This is a genomic window from Wenxinia marina DSM 24838 (assembly GCF_000379485.1).
In the GTDB taxonomy this organism is placed as follows: domain Bacteria; phylum Pseudomonadota; class Alphaproteobacteria; order Rhodobacterales; family Rhodobacteraceae; genus Wenxinia; species Wenxinia marina.
The window spans coordinates 197,289-212,975 of record NZ_KB902276.1 but is presented as its reverse complement, the minus strand read 5'-3'; the positions used below and the strand labels follow the sequence as shown (position 1 = coordinate 212,975).

The window sequence follows — 15,687 nt, the reverse complement described above, 5'->3', positions numbered from 1 at the left end:
GTGCACGGCTCTTTATGTGCGGGCCCCGACGCCAGCACCGGCCTGCCACACCGCCGACGTCTCGGCCCGGACGATCCGGGCGATCAGCGCGACATCGTCCGGCGTGAAGGTCAGCGGCAGGCGCATGTCGATCAGCCCGGCGAGGACCCGGTCGGTGCGCGGCAGCGACGGCACCGGCGCGTAGCGCCACGAATCGTAGCGCGACGTGAAGGCGCGCGGCTCGGGGTCGCCGAACCATTTCAGCTCCACCCCCCGCGCGGCGCAGCGGGCCAGCATCTCGCGCACGGCCGCTTCGGGCCAGTCCGGCAGCCGCCACTGGATCGAGGAGCCGACGAACGCCTCCGCCCCCGGCCGCGGAACTAGGGACAGGGCGGGGGTGTCCGCAAGACCGGCCTCCATCGTGCGGTAGAGGGCGTTCCAGCGATCCACGCGATCGTCCAGCGTGCGCAACTGCGGTCGCAGGATCGCGGCGCGCAGGTTGTCCATCCGGGACGAGACGTTGGGGGTGGTCAGGCGCACCTCCGCGAACGCCTCTTCCGGCGGGGCGGCGGTGTGGCGGCCGTACAGCATGTAGCTGCCCGACAGGATCACCGCCCGCGCCATCGCCTGCGGGTCGTCGCCGATCAGCAGGCCGCCCTCGCCCGAGTTCGCGTGCTTGTAGGTCTGGGTCGAAAAGCAGCCCATCGCCCCCCGGCGTCCCGACGGCACCCCGTCCCACGCCGCGCCCATCGTGTGGGCGCAATCCTCGATCACCGTCACGCCCGCAGCGTCGCAGAGCGCCATCAGGCGGGTCATGTCGCAGAGGTGACCGCGCATGTGCGACAGGAGCAGGATGCGGGCGCGGCCCAGCTTCGCCTGCAGGTCGTTCAGGTCGATGACGAGATCCTCAGTCGTCTCCACGTATTCCGGCACCGCGCCGACCGCCGCGATGGCGCCCGGGACAGGGGCGAGGGTGAAGGCGTTGGTCAAGACACGGTCGCCCGCCTGCACGCCCGACGCGCGCAGCGCCGTCGTCATCGCCGCCCCGCCCGAGGCGAGGGCGAGGCAGTAGCGTGCGCCGGTCAGCGCCGCGAACTCCTCCTCCAGCAGGGCCGCTTCGGCCACCTCTCCGGGGGCGGCGTTGTAACGGTGCAGGCGGCCGTGGCGCATCACCGCGACGGCGGCCTCGATCGCCGCCTCGGGGATCGGCTCCTGCTGGGTGAAACTGCCGGTGAACCGCTCCATCGGCGGGAGTGTTGGCGGCCGCAGGGGGCGGCGTCAATCGGCGCCCGGTCTGCGGCGGGGCGCCGGCGGCGGCGGGGCGCCGGCGTATTTCGGGACATGCGATGGAGGCAGGGAGCGCTCGTGTCGGACCCGAACGGGTGGCCGGGACCCGCCTCAGAGGGCGAGGTGGCGCACCGCGTCCGGCAGGTCGGCGTAATCGGCGAGCAGGACCTCGGGCCGCAGGTCGGCCATCAGGTGCCCGGCGGGACCGAAGGTGACGAGGATCGACGGCACGCCCGCCTCGCGCGCCGTCTCGCGGTCGGTCTCGCTGTCGCCGACGAGGCACGCGCGGGCGGGATCGCCGCCGGCGCGGGTGACGCTCTCGCGGAACGGCAGCGGGTCGGGCTTGCGGACTGGCAGCGTGTCGGCGCCGACGAGGCTGGCGAAGTCGTCGCGCACGCCGAGCGCGCGAAGGAGCTTGTCTGCCAGCGCCTCGGGCTTGTTGGTGCAGATGCCGACGGCGATGTCCTCGGCCCGCAGCGCCGCCACCGCCTCCATCGCGCCGGGATAGAGCGCCGAATGCACGGCGATGGCGTCGTCGTAGTAGGCGAGCACGCGGTCGTACTGCCGGTCCACTTCGTCCACCCCGAACCCCTCCACCTTCGCAAAGCCGGTGCGCAGCATCATCTTCGCGCCGCGCATCGCGATCGCCGCATCCTCCGCCGGGTCGAGGAGGTCGCCGAGGCCGAGGTCGCGGAAACAGGCGTTGGCCGCGGCGACGAGGTCGGCGGCGGTATCCACGAGGGTGCCGTCGAGGTCGAAGATCACTGTGCGCATCGGCGCCGATGTAACGCAGTGAAGGGCGAAGTGAAGGGGGCGGGCCTTGCGCGGGGGACGCCCCGCGGTAGAACGGGCGCCAACGACGGGACGAGGGGCAGGATGGGCGTGAACGTGATCGTTCTGGCGGCGGGCCAGGGCAGCCGGATGAACTCGGACCGGCCCAAGGTCCTCCATCCGCTCGCCGGCGCGCCGCTCGTCGTCCATGCCCTGAAGGCCGCCGAACCGCTGGAGCCCGAGCGCGTGGTCGTCGTTGTCGGCCATGGCGGCGCCGAGGTGGCCACGGCGGTCGAGGCCTGGACCCCCGACGCGATGGTCGTCCGGCAGGAGGAGCAGCGCGGCACCGGCCACGCGGTCCTGCAGGCGAAGGAGGCGCTGGCCGGGGCGGAGGGCGATGCGCTGATCCTCTACGGCGACACGCCCTTCATCCGGCCCGGGACGCTGGAGGCGATGCGCGACGCACGGGCGGAGAACGCGGTCGTCGTCCTCGGCTTCGAGGCGGCCGAGCCGGGGCGCTACGGCCGGCTCGTCACCGACGGGACCTCGCTGGAGCGGATCGTCGAATTCCGCGATGCGACGGACGAGGAACGGGCGATAAGCCTCTGCAATTCCGGCGTCGTCTGCGCGGACGCGGGAACGCTGTTCGACCTCCTGTCCGAGGTGACGGACGACAATGCGGCGGGCGAGTTCTACCTCACCGACATCGTCGCCATCGCCCGGGGCCGCGGCCTGTCCGCCGGCGTCGTCGTCTGCGACGAGGCCGAGACGCTGGGCATCAACACCCGCGCCGAGCTGGCGGCGGCCGAGGCGGCGTTCCAAAACCGCGCCCGCGCCGCGCTGATGGCGGACGGCGTGCATTTCACTGCGCCGGGGACGGTGCACCTCGCCCACGACACGGTCATCGGCCGCGACGCCGAGGTCGAGCCCAACGTGGTCTTCGGCCCCGGCGTGACGGTGGAGTCGGGCGCCCGGATCCGCGCCTTCTCCCACCTCGAGGGCTGCCACGTCAGCCGCGGTGCGACCGTGGGACCGTTCGCGCGGCTGCGCCCGGGGGCGGAACTGGCCGAGGACGTGCATGTCGGCAACTTCGTCGAGATCAAGAACGCCGAGGTCGCGACGGGCGCCAAGGTGAACCACCTGACCTACATCGGCGACGCCTCGGTCGGGGCGCGGACGAACGTCGGGGCGGGCACGATCACCTGCAATTACGACGGCGTCTTCAAGCATAGGACCACCATCGGCGAGGGCGCCTTCATCGGGTCGAACACGATGCTGGTGGCGCCCGTGACCGTCGGCGACGGGGCGATGACCGCGACCGGGACCGTCGTGACGATGGACGTGGCGCCGGGGGCGATGGCCGTGGGCCGCGCCCGGCAGGAGAACAAGCCGGGCTTCGCGACGCGCTTCTTCGACAAGCTGCGGGCGAAGAAGGCGGGAAAGGGCTGAACCATGTGCGGGATCATCGGCGTTCTGGGCAGCCACGAGGCCGCGCCCCTCATGGTCGAGGCGCTGAAGCGACTGGAATATCGCGGCTACGATTCCGCCGGCATCGCCACGGTCGAAGGCGGGCGGCTGGACCGCCGCCGCGCGGTGGGCAAGCTGGTGAACCTCGGCGACCTGCTCGTGCACCAGCCCCTCAGCGGCAAGGCCGGGATCGGCCACACCCGCTGGGCCACCCACGGCGCGCCGACCGAAGGCAACGCCCACCCGCACAAGGCCCGCACCGTCGCCGTCGTTCATAACGGCATCATCGAGAACTTCCGCGAACTGCGCGCCTTCCTGGCCGACAACGGCATCCGGCATGAAACGGACACCGACACCGAGACGGTCGCCCTCCTCGCCCAGCATTTCCGGGACGAAGGCATGCCCCCGCGCGAGGCGGCGATGGCGACCGTCGATCGGCTCACCGGCGCCTACGCCCTGTGCTTCCTGTTCGAGGACGAGCCCGACCTGCTGATCGCCGCCCGCCACGGCCCGCCGCTTGCGGTCGGACACGGCGACGGAGAGGTCTATGTCGGCTCCGACGCCATCGCGCTGGCGCCGCTGACCGACCGGATCACCTATCTGCAGGACGGCGACTGCGCTTTCCTGACCCGCGGCAGCGTCGAGATACGGGACGCGCACGGCACGCTCGCCAACCGGGCGGTGCGGACCGTGCGGCCCGACGCGACGCGCGTCGACAAGGCGGGATACAAGCACTTCATGGCCAAGGAGATCGCCGAGCAGCCGGTGGTCCTCACCGGCGCGCTCGGCCACTACCTGAACGGCGACGAGATCGTCCTGCCGGAGCTGGGCATCGACTTCGCCCGGGTGGAGCGGATGGTGATGGTCGCCTGCGGCACCGCCTCCTACGCCTGCCACGTGGCGAAGTACTGGTTCGAACAGCTGGCCGGCCTGCCGGTCGAGGTCGATGTGGCGAGCGAGTTCCGCTACCGCGAGCCGCCCATCACGCCGGGCACAACGGCCCTGTTCGTCAGCCAGTCGGGCGAGACGGCCGACACGCTCGCCGCGCTGCGCTACTGCGCGGCCCAGGCGGCGCCGATCGTGTCGGTGGTGAATGTCGCCGAAAGCTCCATCGCGCGGGAAAGCGACCTGGCGCTGCCTATCTTCGCCGGGACCGAGGTCGGCGTGGCGTCGACAAAGGCGTTCACCTGTCAGCTCCTGACCCTCGCGCTGCTCGCGCTGAAGGCGGCGCATGTGCGGGGCCGGCTGTCCGATGCCGCGCTGGCCGAGCGGATCGGAGAGCTGCGGGCGCTGCCGGGACTGGTGAACCAGGCGCTCGGCATCGAGGCGGAGTGCGAAGCCATCTCCCGGCGGCTCGCCGAGGCGCGGGACATCCTGTTCCTCGGACGCGGGCGGATGTATCCGCTGGCGCTGGAGGGCGCGCTGAAGCTGAAGGAAATCAGCTATATCCATGCCGAGGCTTACGCATCGGGCGAACTGAAGCACGGCCCCATCGCGCTGGTGGACAAGACCGTGCCGGTGATCGTCATGGCGCCCCACGACGAGCTGTTCGACAAGACGGTGTCGAACATGCAGGAGGTGATGGCCCGCGGCGGAAAGGTGCTGCTGATCACCGACAGCGCCGGCGCGGCCGCGGCGGGCGACGGCGTCTGGGGCCTCATCCACATGCCGTCGGTGACGCCGCTGCTCGCGCCGATCCTCTACGCGGTGCCGGCGCAGCTGCTGGCCTATCACACCGCCATCGCCAAGGGCACGGACGTGGACCAGCCGCGCAACCTCGCCAAGTCGGTGACGGTCGAGTAGTCAGCCGCCGCCGGCGAGGCGCTGCTCGATCTGCTCGGCGAGGAACCGGGTCGGCTGGCGCGACAGCACGCCGCCGACCCCGACGCGGCGGCCGAGGCGCCACCATACGCCCGGCACCCAGCCGCGCGGACCGGGCGTGCGGCGGATCAGCAGGAATCCGTTCGACGGCTTCATCGCGAAGGCCCCCCGCTCCAGCGCGGCCATCTCGTCCCAGCGGGCGAGCATGATGCCTTCGCTGTCGGCCAGCCCCTCCTCGGTCAGCAGGATGTGCCGGCGGGTGGCGCGGCGCAGCGCCTCTCCGGCCAGCAGCGCGAGGATGGCCACCGCCATCAGGAGCACCGCGAACAGCGCCGGCGGAGACGGGCCGACCGCGAGCCACGCCGACAGGCCGCCGATCGCGTAGAAGGCGCCGACGGCGACGGCGCGGCGCGGCGGCGAGGGCGAGATCTCCAGAAGGACGCCCCGCACGTCGGGCTCCAGCATCGTCCGTCTCCCCTGCGCTCCCCGGTCCGTCCGGCCTAGCGGCGGCGCGCCTCCTGCGCAAGCGGCCGCGCTTGCGCGGGCCCGGGGCGGCGGCCATTGTCGCCCCCATGCGCGCCCTGCCCCTTCTCCTGTGCCTCGCCCTGCCCTCCTGCACCGGGCTGCCGGCGGCGGTCGCGGGTCGCATCCCCGAGGCCGAGCGCGTCGGTGCGCCGCCGCCGCTGGTGCCGCTGGGGCCGCTTCTGTCGCAGGCGGACGCCCCGGGCACGCCGGATCCCGGCCCCGCCCTGTCCGGCCGCGCGGCGGCGCTGAACGCCCGGGCCGCCGCGCTGCGGCGCCCGGTCCTGTCGCCGGCCGAGGCGCGGCGGCTGTCGGGCGGCGTGGAGACAGGTCCCCTCAGCTGACGCGGCTCCGGGATGAGGACGGGCGCCCTCCGAGCGACCTCGGTCCCGCGATCCAGACCCCGGGGCCGTCGTTGAACTGGCGGCGGGAACCGGCTAGGCCTCGGCGCGACTTCAGCAGACCCGGACGTGCCGCCATGACAGACCCAATCCGCCTCGGCATCGCCGGCCTCGGCACCGTCGGCCGCGGCGTCGTGCGCATCGTCCAGACCCACCGGGACCTCCTCGCCTCGCGCGCCGGACGTCCCGTGGAAATCGTCGCCGTCTCGGCCCGCTCGCGGAAGGACCGGGGCGTGCCGCTGGACGCCTACGCGTGGGAGGACGACCCCGTCGCCCTCGCCCGGCGGGACGATATCGACGTCTTCGTCGAGGTGATGGGCGGCGCCGCGGGGCCGGCGAAGGACGCGACCGAAGCCGCGCTCGCCGCCGGCAAGGACGTGGTGACGGCGAACAAGGCACTCCTCGCGATCCACGGCCATGCGCTGGCCGAGGCGGCCGAGGCAACGGGCCGGGTGATCCGCTTCGAGGCCGCGGTCGCGGGCGGGATCCCGGTCATCAAGGCGCTGACCGAGGGGCTGGCGGGCAACGAGATCCGCCGCGTCATGGGCGTGATGAACGGCACCTGCAACTACATCCTCACCCGGATGGAAAACGCCGGCCTGACCTACGACGAGGCCTTCGCCGAAGCCGATGGCCTGGGCTACCTCGAGGCCGATCCCGAACTCGACGTCGGCGGCATCGACGCCGGGCACAAGCTGGCACTCCTCGCCGCGATCGCCTTCGGCACGCGGGTCGACTTCCCGAACGTCCGGCTGGAGGGGATCGGCTCGGTCACCATCGAGGACATCCGCCAGGCGGCGGACATGGGCTACAAGATCAAGCTGCTCGGCGTCGCGCAGATGACCGGCCGCGGGCTGGAGCAGCGGATGAGCCCCTGCCTCGTCCCCGACACCTCGCCCCTGGGCCAGCTGCAGGGCGGCACCAACATGGTGGTGCTGGAAGGCGACGCCGTGGGCCAGATCGTCCTGCGCGGCGCCGGCGCGGGCGAAGGGCCGACGGCCAGCGCGGTGATCGGCGACGTGATCGACATCGCCCGCGGCCTGCGCCTGCCGACCTTCGGCCAGCCGGTGGGCGCGCTGCGCCAGGCCCGCGCCGCCTATGCCGCGGTGCCGGCGCCCTACTACCTGCGCCTGTCGCTCGTCGACAAGCCGGGCGCGCTGGCCAAGATCGCGCAGCGCCTCGGCGAGGCGGGCATCTCGATCGACCGCATGCGCCAGTACGGACACGAGGACACCGCCGCGCCGGTCCTGATCGTCACCCACCGCACCACCCGCCTCGCGCTGGACGAGGCGATCGCGGCCTTTGACTCCACCGGCGTCGTCGAGGCGCCCCCGGTGGCGATCCGCATCGAGGAGGTCTGAGGGGCAGAGCCCTGTCTCGATCCTGCTTCAAACAGCTCCGAAGCCAGAAATCATTCGAAGTCGGACGCCGTGGCGTATATGACGGGACCCAAAGAGCCGGAGACAGAGTTCGAACCGGCCTGAGCAGGGGCCGCGTTTTGATGAACGTCACGCATCAGGTGAACGTCCTGTCGGACCGCATCCACGAGCTGCGGGACGAGGTGCCGCGGCAGGTCGTGGCGATCGCCGGTGCGCCGGGATCGGGCAAGTCGACGCTCGCGGCGGAACTGGCGCACCGGCTGAACCTGCAGAAGGTGCCGACCGTCGTCGTCTCGATGGACGGCTTCCACCTCGACAACGCGATCCTCGACGCCCGTGGCATCCGGGGCCGCAAGGGCGCGCCCGAGACGTTCGACGCCGCAGGCTTCGTCGCGATGATCCGCCGCATCAAGGCGGGCGAGGCGGTGTACGCGCCGGTCTTCGACCGCGCCCGCGACATCGCGATCGCCGGGGCGCAGGTGGTGGGCCGCGACTGCTCGGTGGTGGTGGTGGAGGGGAACTACCTGCTCCTCGACGAGGACCCCTGGTCCGACCTGTGGGACATGTGGGACGTCTCGGCCTACCTCGACGTCGAGGTTCCCGAGCTGCGCGCCCGCCTGATCCAGCGCTGGCTGAGCCACAATTTCAGCCGCGCCGCCGCCACCCGCCGGGCCGAGGGCAACGACCTCGTCAACGCCCGCCGGGTGATCGAGCGGCGGCTCGCGGCGGATTACCTGCTGCGGTAGGGGGACAGCTCGGCACCACAGCCGACCCCGGAGCCCTCGGCGTTACGCTGTTTCGCCATCGGAGGGCAGCGGATGGCTGCGGTCAGCCGCTCCGGACAGTGATTTTCCGAGGTTTGTCCTGCCACCTCCGGACCTTCTGCAAGCGTTGCGCGACGCTGCGGAAGCGGCTGGCCGGGGGGCGGCCATCCGCTGCCCGGGCCGCTTGCGCGGCTGAATCCGGGCGGGGCGGTCCGTATGGGCCAGCACCCGATCGAACAGGGGGCGCCGCTCCGTTCCGACACCCGCCCCGCCCCCGCCCCTCTGGACAAGTGCCGCGCCGCCCTACCCTCCTTTATTCAATCCGTTACGCCGCAACGCGGCTTGCGTGACGCGGCGGGAGGCGGGCAGGATGGGGGACCGGACCGCGGCCCCGCCGCCTATGGGCAAGAGGGAGGAGAGGGGCATGGAGAATCGCAGACTGACGCAGCGCTCGATGGCGTTCGTGCTGGCCGGAGGCCGCGGCTCGCGGCTGAGGGAGCTGACGGACCGCCGCGTCAAGCCGGCCGTCTATTTCGGCGGCAAGACCCGGATCATCGACTTCGCCCTGTCGAACGCGATGAACAGCGGGATCCGGAAGATGGCCGTCGCGACCCAGTACAAGGCCCACAGCCTGATCCGCCACGTCCAGCGCGGCTGGAACTTCTTCCGGGCGGAGCGGAACGAGTTCCTCGACATCATGCCGGCGAGCCAGCGCCTGGGCGGCGAGGACTGGTACCGCGGGACAGCGGACGCGGTGACCCAGAACATCGACATCGTCGACAGCTACGACGTCGACTACATCATCGTTCTGGCTGGCGACCACATCTACAAGATGGACTACGAGGTGATGCTGCGGCAGCACGTCGAGTCGGGCGCCGACGTGACCATCGGCTGCCTGACCGTGCCGCGGATGGAGGCGACCGCCTTCGGCGTGATGGCCACCGACGCGAGCGGCCGGATCACCGACTTCCTGGAAAAGCCCGCCGACCCGCCCGGCACGCCCGACGATCCCGACGTCGCGCTCGCCTCCATGGGCATCTACGTCTTCTCGTGGAAGTACCTGCGAGAGCTGCTGCTGAAGGACGGTGCGAACGACGCCTCGTCCCACGATTTCGGCAACGACCTGATCCCCGACATCGTGCGTGGCGGCAACGCGATGGCGCACCGCTTCGACGACAGCTGCGTCCGCGACGAGGGCGCGCCGGCCTACTGGAAGGACGTGGGCACGGTCGACGCCTTCTGGCAGGCGAACATCGACCTCACCGATTTCGCCCCCGACCTCGACCTGTGGGACCGGCAATGGCCGATCTGGACCTATTCCGAGAGCGTGCCGCCCGCCAAGTTCATCCATGACGAGCGGGATCGCCGCGGCATGGCCATCTCGTCCATGGTGTCCGGCGGGTGCATCATCTCGGGCACCGAGGTGCGCAATTCGCTCCTCTTCACCAACGTCCACACCAATTCCTACGCCGTCCTCGACCATGCGGTCGTCCTGCCGCGTGTGGTGGTGAGCCGGTCCGCCCGGCTGCGCAAGGTGGTGATCGATTCCGGCGTGACGATCCCCGAGGGGCTCGTGGTGGGCGAGGACCCGACGGAGGACGCGAAATTCTTCCGCGTGTCCGAGAAGGGCACGACCCTCATCACGCAGCCGATGGTGGACAAGTGGCTGGCGGCGCGGTGAGGCCATGAAGGTCCTCTCGGTCGCGTCCGAATGCGTGCCGCTCATCAAGACCGGCGGCCTCGCCGACGTCGTGGGCGCCCTGCCCGCCGCGCTGGCGCCGCAGGGCGTGGAGATGCGCGTCCTCCTGCCCGGCTACCCCGCCGTGATGAAGGCGACGCAGGCGGAGGTCGACGTCCTCAGCGACGACGACCTCTTCGGCGGGCCGGCCCGCGTCCTGTCCGTCCGCGCCCCGCACGAGCAGGTCTACGTGCTGGAGGCGCCGCACCTCTACGACCGGCCCGGCAGCATCTACCTCGGACCCGACGGCCGGGACTGGCCGGACAACCCGCAGCGATTCGCGGCCCTGTGCTGGACCGCCGCCCGTATCGCGGCCGAGGGCGTGGGCGAGTGGCGGCCGGACGTCCTGCACCTGCACGACTGGCAGGCGGGGCTGGTGCCGGAATACCTGCGCGACCGGCATCTCGCGACGCCGACCGTCCTGACGATCCACAACATGGCCTTCCACGGCTCGGCCGATCCCGCGCTGATCCCCGATCTCCGCCTCGATCCCGGCCGCTTCCATCCGGACGGCTACGAGGCGTGGGGCCGCGTCTCGGCGCTGAAGGCCGGACTGATCGGCGCCACCCGCCTCACCACCGTCTCGCCGACCTACGCGTACGAGCTGACGACACCGGAGTTCGGCATGGGCTTCGACGGGCTGATGCGGACGCGGCGCGGCGCGCTGAGCGGCATCCTGAACGGCATCGACGAGACCGCCTGGAACCCCGCCGACGATCCCGCGATCCACGCTTATGCCGACCCCCGCGGCAAGACCCGCAACCGCGACGCCCTGCGCGAGGAGTTGGGCCTGCCGCCGTCGGACGGGCCACTCTGCGTCGTCGTCTCGCGCCTGTCCGAGCAGAAGGGCCTCGACCTGCTGCTTCAGGCGCTGCCGACCCTGCTCGCCTGCGGCGGCCAGCTCGCCCTCCTCGGTTCCGGCGACCGGGGGCTGGAGAGCGCGTTCCTCAACGCCGCCCGCGATCCGAACGTCGCGGTCCGCATCGGCTATGACGAGGCGCTGTCGCACCGGATGATCGCCGGCGGCGACGCGATCCTCGTCCCCTCGCGGTTCGAGCCGTGCGGCCTGACCCAGCTCTACGGCCTGCGCTACGGCACCGTCCCGGTCGTCGCCCTGACCGGCGGCCTCGCCGACACCGTCATCAACGCCTCGCCCGCCGCCCTCGCCGCCGGATGCGCGACCGGCCTGCAGTTTCATCCCGTGACGGTGGATGCGCTCAGAAACGCACTGTCGCGCCTCTGCGAGCTTTTCGCCGACGCACGGGCATTTACCCGGATGCAAAAGAACGCGATGAAGTCCCCCGTGGGATGGGACGGCTCCGCCGCCGCCTATGCCGCCCTCTACAGGGACCTCCTCCACAGGGGCTGAATGACCGGCAACATCGCGATCAGGCCCGGGCGCCCCTACCCGCTGGGGGCGGCCTTCGACGGCGAGGGCGTGAACTTCGCCGTCTTCTCGCAGAACGCGACGCGGATGATCCTGTCGCTGTTCGACCGCGGCGGGAACGAGTACCTGCTGATCGACCTGCCCGAGCGGACGGGCCACATCTGGCACGGCTGGCTGCCGGGAATCACGCCGGGGCAGCGCTACGGCTTTCGCGCCCACGGGCCCTACCGCCCGGACGAGGGACACCGGTTCAACCCGCACAAGCTGCTGCTCGATCCCTACGCCAAGCAGCTGACGGGCCATCCGTACTGGCACGACGCGCTGATGGGCTACGAGGTGAAGTCGCGGCACCAGGACCTGACCTACGACACCCGCGACAGCGCCCGCTACATGCCCAAGTGCATCGTCGTGGATCCCGCCTACTCCTGGGGCGCCGAGCGGAGCCCCGAGACGCCGTGGACCGACACGGTGATCTACGAGGCGCACGTCAAGGGCCTGACGATGGGCCGGCACGACGTCGAGGACCGCGGCACCTTCCTCGGCCTCGCGTCCGAGCCGGTGATCGAGCACCTGCTGAAGCTCGGCGTCACCGCGATCGAGCTGCTGCCGGTGCAGGCGTTCCTCAACGACCGCTGGCTGATCGAGAAGGGCCTGACGAACTACTGGGGCTACATGACCCACGGGTTCTTCGCCCCCGACCCGCGCTACCTGCGCCACGGCCGCATCGCCGAGTTGCAGCAGACGGTGGCGCGCCTGCATGCCGCGGGCATCGAGGTGATCCTCGACGTGGTCTACAACCACACCTCCGAGGGCAGCCATCTCGGCCCCACCCTGTCGTTCCGCGGCCTCGACAATGCCAGCTACTACCGCCTGGCCGAGACGCCGCGCTACTACATCAACGACACCGGCACCGGGAACACGCTGAACATGGACCACCCGCAGGTCATGCGGATGGTCATGGATTCCCTGCGCTACTGGGTCGAGACGTTCCACGTCGACGGCTTCCGCTTCGACCTCGCAACGACACTGGGGCGGCTGAACGACGGCTTTCACCGGGACGCGCCGTTCTTCCAGGCAATCCGCCAGGATCCGGTACTGCAGCGGGCGAAGCTGATCGCCGAGCCGTGGGACGTCGGGCCCGGCGGCTACCAGCTGGGCGCCTTCCCCAACCCCTTCGCCGAGTGGAACGACAAGTTCCGCGACCAGGTGCGCCGGTTCTGGAAGGGCGAGGCGGGGATGCACCGCAAGCTGTCCACCCGCCTCGCCGGCAGCGCGCAGCGGTTCGACCACGACAGCCGGCCCGCCACCGCGTCGGTCAACTTCGTGACCGCGCACGACGGCTTCACCCTCGCGGACGTGGTGTCCTACAACGAGAAGCACAACGAGGCGAACGGCGAGGACAACCGCGACGGTCATTCCGACAACGCCTCGGACAACATGGGCGTCGAGGGGCCGACGACGGACCACGCGATCCTCGCCGCCCGGGCGCTGCGGCGGCGCAACATGATGGCGACGCTCCTGCTCAGCCAGGGCACGCCGATGATCCTCGGCGGCGACGAGATCGGCAACAGCCAGTCCGGCAACAACAACGCCTACGCGCAGGACAACCCGACCGGCTGGATCGACTGGGACAATGCCGACGAGGAGTTCCTCGACTTCTGCGCCACGATGATCCGCTTCCGGCGCGAGCATCCGGTCCTGCGGCAGAAGCGGTTCCTGCATTCGATGGCCCGCCTCGTCGACGGCAAGCCGGACCTGTTCTGGTGGCGCGCCGATGGCCGGCCGATGACCGACGCGGACTGGTCGAACCCCGATCTGCGCTACGTCTGCGCCGAGATCCGCACCGCGCGGGGCACCCCCGAATATGCGGTGCTGGAGTATGGCATCTTTGCCGTGTTCAATGCCGGCGCGGGGCTTTTCGTGACGTTGCCCGATCCCAGCCGGAACCGGCACTGGGTGCGCCACGTCGACACCGTGCAGATGCCGCGAGTGCCGCGCCCGGTGGGCCGGCGCATCCGCGTGGCCGCGAATTCCGTCGCCGTGCTGGTGCAGGAAGCGCAGGGCTGACACAGAAAGAGGACCGCCCGTTCAAGGGCGGCCGAAGGAGGGACAGACATGGACGTGCATACCGTCGCCACCGCCCCGATCCAGGGGCAGAAGCCGGGCACCAGCGGCCTGCGCAAGAAGACGCGGGTCTTCATGGGCAAGCACTTCCTCGAGAATTACGTGCAGTCGATCTTCGACGGCATCGGCGGGATCGAGGGCAAGACCCTCGTCGTCGGCGGCGACGGCCGCTACTTCAACGATCGCGCGATCCAGGTGATCCTGCGGATGATGGCGGCGAACGGCGCGGCGCGGGCGATCGTGGGGCAGAACGGCCTTCTGTCCACGCCCGCTGCGTCCAACCTGATCCGCCAGCGCGGGACCGACGGCGGCCTCATCCTGTCCGCCAGCCACAATCCCGGCGGCCCGGACGAGGATTTCGGCCTGAAGTACAACACGCCGAACGGCGGCCCGGCGCCCGAGACCATCACCGACAAGATCTACGCCGCGACCAACGGCCTGACCCGCTACTTCATGGTCGAGAGCGAGGACGTCGATCTCGCCACCGTCGGCGAGACCACGCTCGGCGGCCTGACGATCGAGGTGGTGGACCCGGTCGAGGCCTACGCCGCGCTGATGGAGCGGCTGTTCGACATGGACGCCATCTCCGGCTGGCTGAAGGATCACAGCGTCCGCTTCGACGCGATGCACGCCGTGACCGGGCCGTATGCGAAGGCGATCCTCGAAGGGCGCCTCGGCGCCGCCGAAGGGTCGGTCGTCAATGCCGAGCCGAAGCCCGATTTCGGCGGCGGTCACCCCGATCCGAACCCGATCTGGGCGAAGGATCTGGTCGATCACATGCTGTCGGACGCGGCGCCCGACTTCGGCGCGGCGAGCGACGGCGACGGCGACCGCAACATGATCCTCGGCCGCGGCCTCTATGTCTCGCCGTCGGACAGCCTGGCGCTGCTGGCGGCACAGGCGCACCTGGCGCCCGGTTACGCGGGCGGGCTCAAGGGCGTCGCCCGCTCCATGCCGACGAGCGCGGCGGTGGACCGCGTGGCCGAGGCGAAGGGCATCGCCTGCTTCGAGACGCCCACGGGGTGGAAGTTCTTCGGCAACCTCCTCGACGCCGGCCGGGCCACCCTGTGCGGCGAGGAGTCGGCCGGCACCGGCAGCGACCACGTGCGCGAGAAAGATGGCCTGTGGGCCGTGCTCCTGTGGCTCAACATCCTCGCCGCCACGGGCAAGTCGGTGAAGGACCTGATGGCAGAGCACTGGCGCACCTACGGCCGCAACTACTACTCCCGCCACGATTACGAGGCGGTGGAGACCAGCGCCGCGAACGCGCTGATGGACGGCCTGCGCGGCAAGCTGTCCTCCCTCCCCGGCACCACGGCCGCCGGGCTGACGGTCGAGAAGGCGGACGAGTTCGCCTACGACGACCCGGTCGACGGCTCCCGCGCCCAGGGCCAGGGCCTGCGCGTCTGGTTCGAGGGCGGCGGCCGCGCCGTCTTCCGCCTGTCCGGCACCGGCACCGAAGGCGCGACCCTGCGGGTCTACCTCGAGAGCGTGGAGACCGACCCCGACAAGATGGACCGCGACCCGCAGGAGGCGCTGTCGGACGTCATCGCGGCCGCCGACGAGATCGCCCGGATTCGCGAGCATACGGGGCGCGACGCACCGGACGTCATCACCTGAGGACAGGTCTCTGTCGCGAGGCTCCCGGGATATCTCGTCCAGCTTGGCGTGAGGCCCCGGGTCAAGCCCGGGGCGGTATGCTGGCGGGAAGCGACGGCCGCTTACGCGACGCCCGTCAACCTCGCCAGGATCGGCCCGGCGTCCAGATGCACCGCGCCCGGCACCAGGCCCCGCTCGCCGGGTCAATCCCGGGGCGGTATGCTGGCGGGAAGCAACGGCCGCTTAGGCGGCGCCCGTCAATCGCGCCAGGATCGGCCCGGCGTCCAGACGCACCGCGCCCGGCACCAGGCCCCGCTCGCCGGGTCGAGCCCGGGGCGGTATGCTGGCGGGAAGCGACGGCCGCTTAGGCGGCGCCCGTCAATCGCGCCAGGATCGGCCCGGCGTCCAGACGCACCGCGCCCGGCACCAGGCCCCGCTCGCCGGGTCG

At 71.2% G+C, this 15,687-nt stretch carries 12 protein-coding genes; 9 read left to right on the top strand and 3 right to left on the bottom strand.

Annotated elements, in window-relative coordinates:
- Nucleotides 1–12: 12 nt before the first annotated feature.
- Nucleotides 13–1,224 carry a DegT/DnrJ/EryC1/StrS family aminotransferase gene (locus tag A37W_RS0101045; protein WP_018301167.1) on the bottom strand — a complete coding sequence of 404 codons (1,212 nt, stop codon included), beginning with the start codon at nucleotides 1,222–1,224 and terminating at the stop codon, nucleotides 13–15.
- Between the two features lie 153 nt (nucleotides 1,225–1,377).
- On the bottom strand, nucleotides 1,378–2,040 hold the full coding sequence (locus tag A37W_RS0101040) for an HAD-IA family hydrolase (RefSeq protein WP_026198215.1): 663 nt from the start codon (nucleotides 2,038–2,040) through the stop codon (nucleotides 1,378–1,380).
- Nucleotides 2,041–2,142: 102 nt separating this feature from the next.
- Here A37W_RS0101040 and glmU point away from each other — a divergent pair, with 102 nt between their 5' ends.
- The gene (gene glmU / locus A37W_RS0101035) at nucleotides 2,143–3,486 is read left to right on the top strand and encodes a bifunctional UDP-N-acetylglucosamine diphosphorylase/glucosamine-1-phosphate N-acetyltransferase GlmU (protein ID WP_018301165.1); all 1,344 of its coding nucleotides are present in this window, start codon (nucleotides 2,143–2,145) and stop codon (nucleotides 3,484–3,486) included.
- Nucleotides 3,487–3,489: 3 nt separating this feature from the next.
- The gene (gene glmS, locus A37W_RS0101030) at nucleotides 3,490–5,307 is read left to right on the top strand and encodes a glutamine--fructose-6-phosphate transaminase (isomerizing) (RefSeq protein ID WP_018301164.1); all 1,818 of its coding nucleotides are present in this window, start codon (nucleotides 3,490–3,492) and stop codon (nucleotides 5,305–5,307) included.
- On the opposite strand, the gene A37W_RS0101025 is transcribed toward glmS, so the two are convergent.
- Complete coding sequence (locus A37W_RS0101025) at nucleotides 5,308–5,790, bottom strand: hypothetical protein (protein WP_018301163.1); 483 nt, start codon at nucleotides 5,788–5,790, stop codon at nucleotides 5,308–5,310.
- 107 nt (nucleotides 5,791–5,897) lie between these two features.
- Between A37W_RS0101025 and A37W_RS0101020 the strand changes: the two genes are divergently transcribed.
- From A37W_RS0101020 to A37W_RS0100990, 7 genes are all read left to right on the top strand, one after another.
- Nucleotides 5,898–6,191: a hypothetical protein gene (locus A37W_RS0101020; RefSeq protein WP_018301162.1), complete on the top strand. Its 294-nt coding sequence runs from the start codon at nucleotides 5,898–5,900 to the stop codon at nucleotides 6,189–6,191.
- Nucleotides 6,192–6,325: 134 nt separating this feature from the next.
- A complete protein-coding gene (locus tag A37W_RS0101015) occupies nucleotides 6,326–7,609 on the top strand; it encodes a homoserine dehydrogenase (RefSeq protein ID WP_018301161.1) in 1,284 nt (427 codons plus the stop codon).
- 140 nt (nucleotides 7,610–7,749) lie between these two features.
- Nucleotides 7,750–8,373 carry a nucleoside/nucleotide kinase family protein gene (locus tag A37W_RS0101010; RefSeq protein ID WP_018301160.1) on the top strand — a complete coding sequence of 208 codons (624 nt, stop codon included), beginning with the start codon at nucleotides 7,750–7,752 and terminating at the stop codon, nucleotides 8,371–8,373.
- A 442-nt stretch (nucleotides 8,374–8,815) separates the two neighbouring features.
- Nucleotides 8,816–10,072: a glucose-1-phosphate adenylyltransferase gene (gene glgC, locus A37W_RS0101005; protein WP_018301159.1), complete on the top strand. Its 1,257-nt coding sequence runs from the start codon at nucleotides 8,816–8,818 to the stop codon at nucleotides 10,070–10,072.
- Between the two features lie 4 nt (nucleotides 10,073–10,076).
- Nucleotides 10,077–11,498, top strand: coding sequence for a glycogen synthase GlgA (gene glgA, locus A37W_RS0101000; RefSeq protein WP_018301158.1), 1,422 nt, complete (start codon nucleotides 10,077–10,079; stop codon nucleotides 11,496–11,498).
- On the top strand, nucleotides 11,499–13,583 hold the full coding sequence (gene glgX, locus A37W_RS0100995; protein WP_018301157.1) for a glycogen debranching protein GlgX: 2,085 nt from the start codon (nucleotides 11,499–11,501) through the stop codon (nucleotides 13,581–13,583). It abuts the gene before it with no gap.
- A 48-nt stretch (nucleotides 13,584–13,631) separates the two neighbouring features.
- Nucleotides 13,632–15,260 carry an alpha-D-glucose phosphate-specific phosphoglucomutase gene (locus A37W_RS0100990; protein ID WP_018301156.1) on the top strand — a complete coding sequence of 543 codons (1,629 nt, stop codon included), beginning with the start codon at nucleotides 13,632–13,634 and terminating at the stop codon, nucleotides 15,258–15,260.
- Nucleotides 15,261–15,687: the final 427 nt, after the last annotated feature.

Bases quoted from the DNA above. Each gene is read 5' to 3' on its own strand.
- A37W_RS0101025 (WP_018301163.1), bottom strand. From the start codon at position 5,790: ATGCTGGAGCCCGACGTGCGGGGCGTCCTTCTGGAGATCTCGCCCTCG.
- A37W_RS0100990 (WP_018301156.1), top strand. From the start codon at position 13,632: ATGGACGTGCATACCGTCGCCACCGCCCCGATCCAGGGGCAGAAGCCG.
- glgX (WP_018301157.1), top strand. From the start codon at position 11,499: ATGACCGGCAACATCGCGATCAGGCCCGGGCGCCCCTACCCGCTGGGG.
- A37W_RS0101020 (WP_018301162.1), top strand. From the start codon at position 5,898: ATGCGCGCCCTGCCCCTTCTCCTGTGCCTCGCCCTGCCCTCCTGCACC.
- glmS (WP_018301164.1), top strand. From the start codon at position 3,490: ATGTGCGGGATCATCGGCGTTCTGGGCAGCCACGAGGCCGCGCCCCTC.
- A37W_RS0101040 (WP_026198215.1), bottom strand. From the start codon at position 2,040: ATGCGCACAGTGATCTTCGACCTCGACGGCACCCTCGTGGATACCGCC.
- glgA (WP_018301158.1), top strand. From the start codon at position 10,077: ATGAAGGTCCTCTCGGTCGCGTCCGAATGCGTGCCGCTCATCAAGACC.
- A37W_RS0101010 (WP_018301160.1), top strand. From the start codon at position 7,750: ATGAACGTCACGCATCAGGTGAACGTCCTGTCGGACCGCATCCACGAG.
- A37W_RS0101045 (WP_018301167.1), bottom strand. From the start codon at position 1,224: ATGGAGCGGTTCACCGGCAGTTTCACCCAGCAGGAGCCGATCCCCGAG.
- A37W_RS0101015 (WP_018301161.1), top strand. From the start codon at position 6,326: ATGACAGACCCAATCCGCCTCGGCATCGCCGGCCTCGGCACCGTCGGC.
- glmU (WP_018301165.1), top strand. From the start codon at position 2,143: ATGGGCGTGAACGTGATCGTTCTGGCGGCGGGCCAGGGCAGCCGGATG.
- glgC (WP_018301159.1), top strand. From the start codon at position 8,816: ATGGAGAATCGCAGACTGACGCAGCGCTCGATGGCGTTCGTGCTGGCC.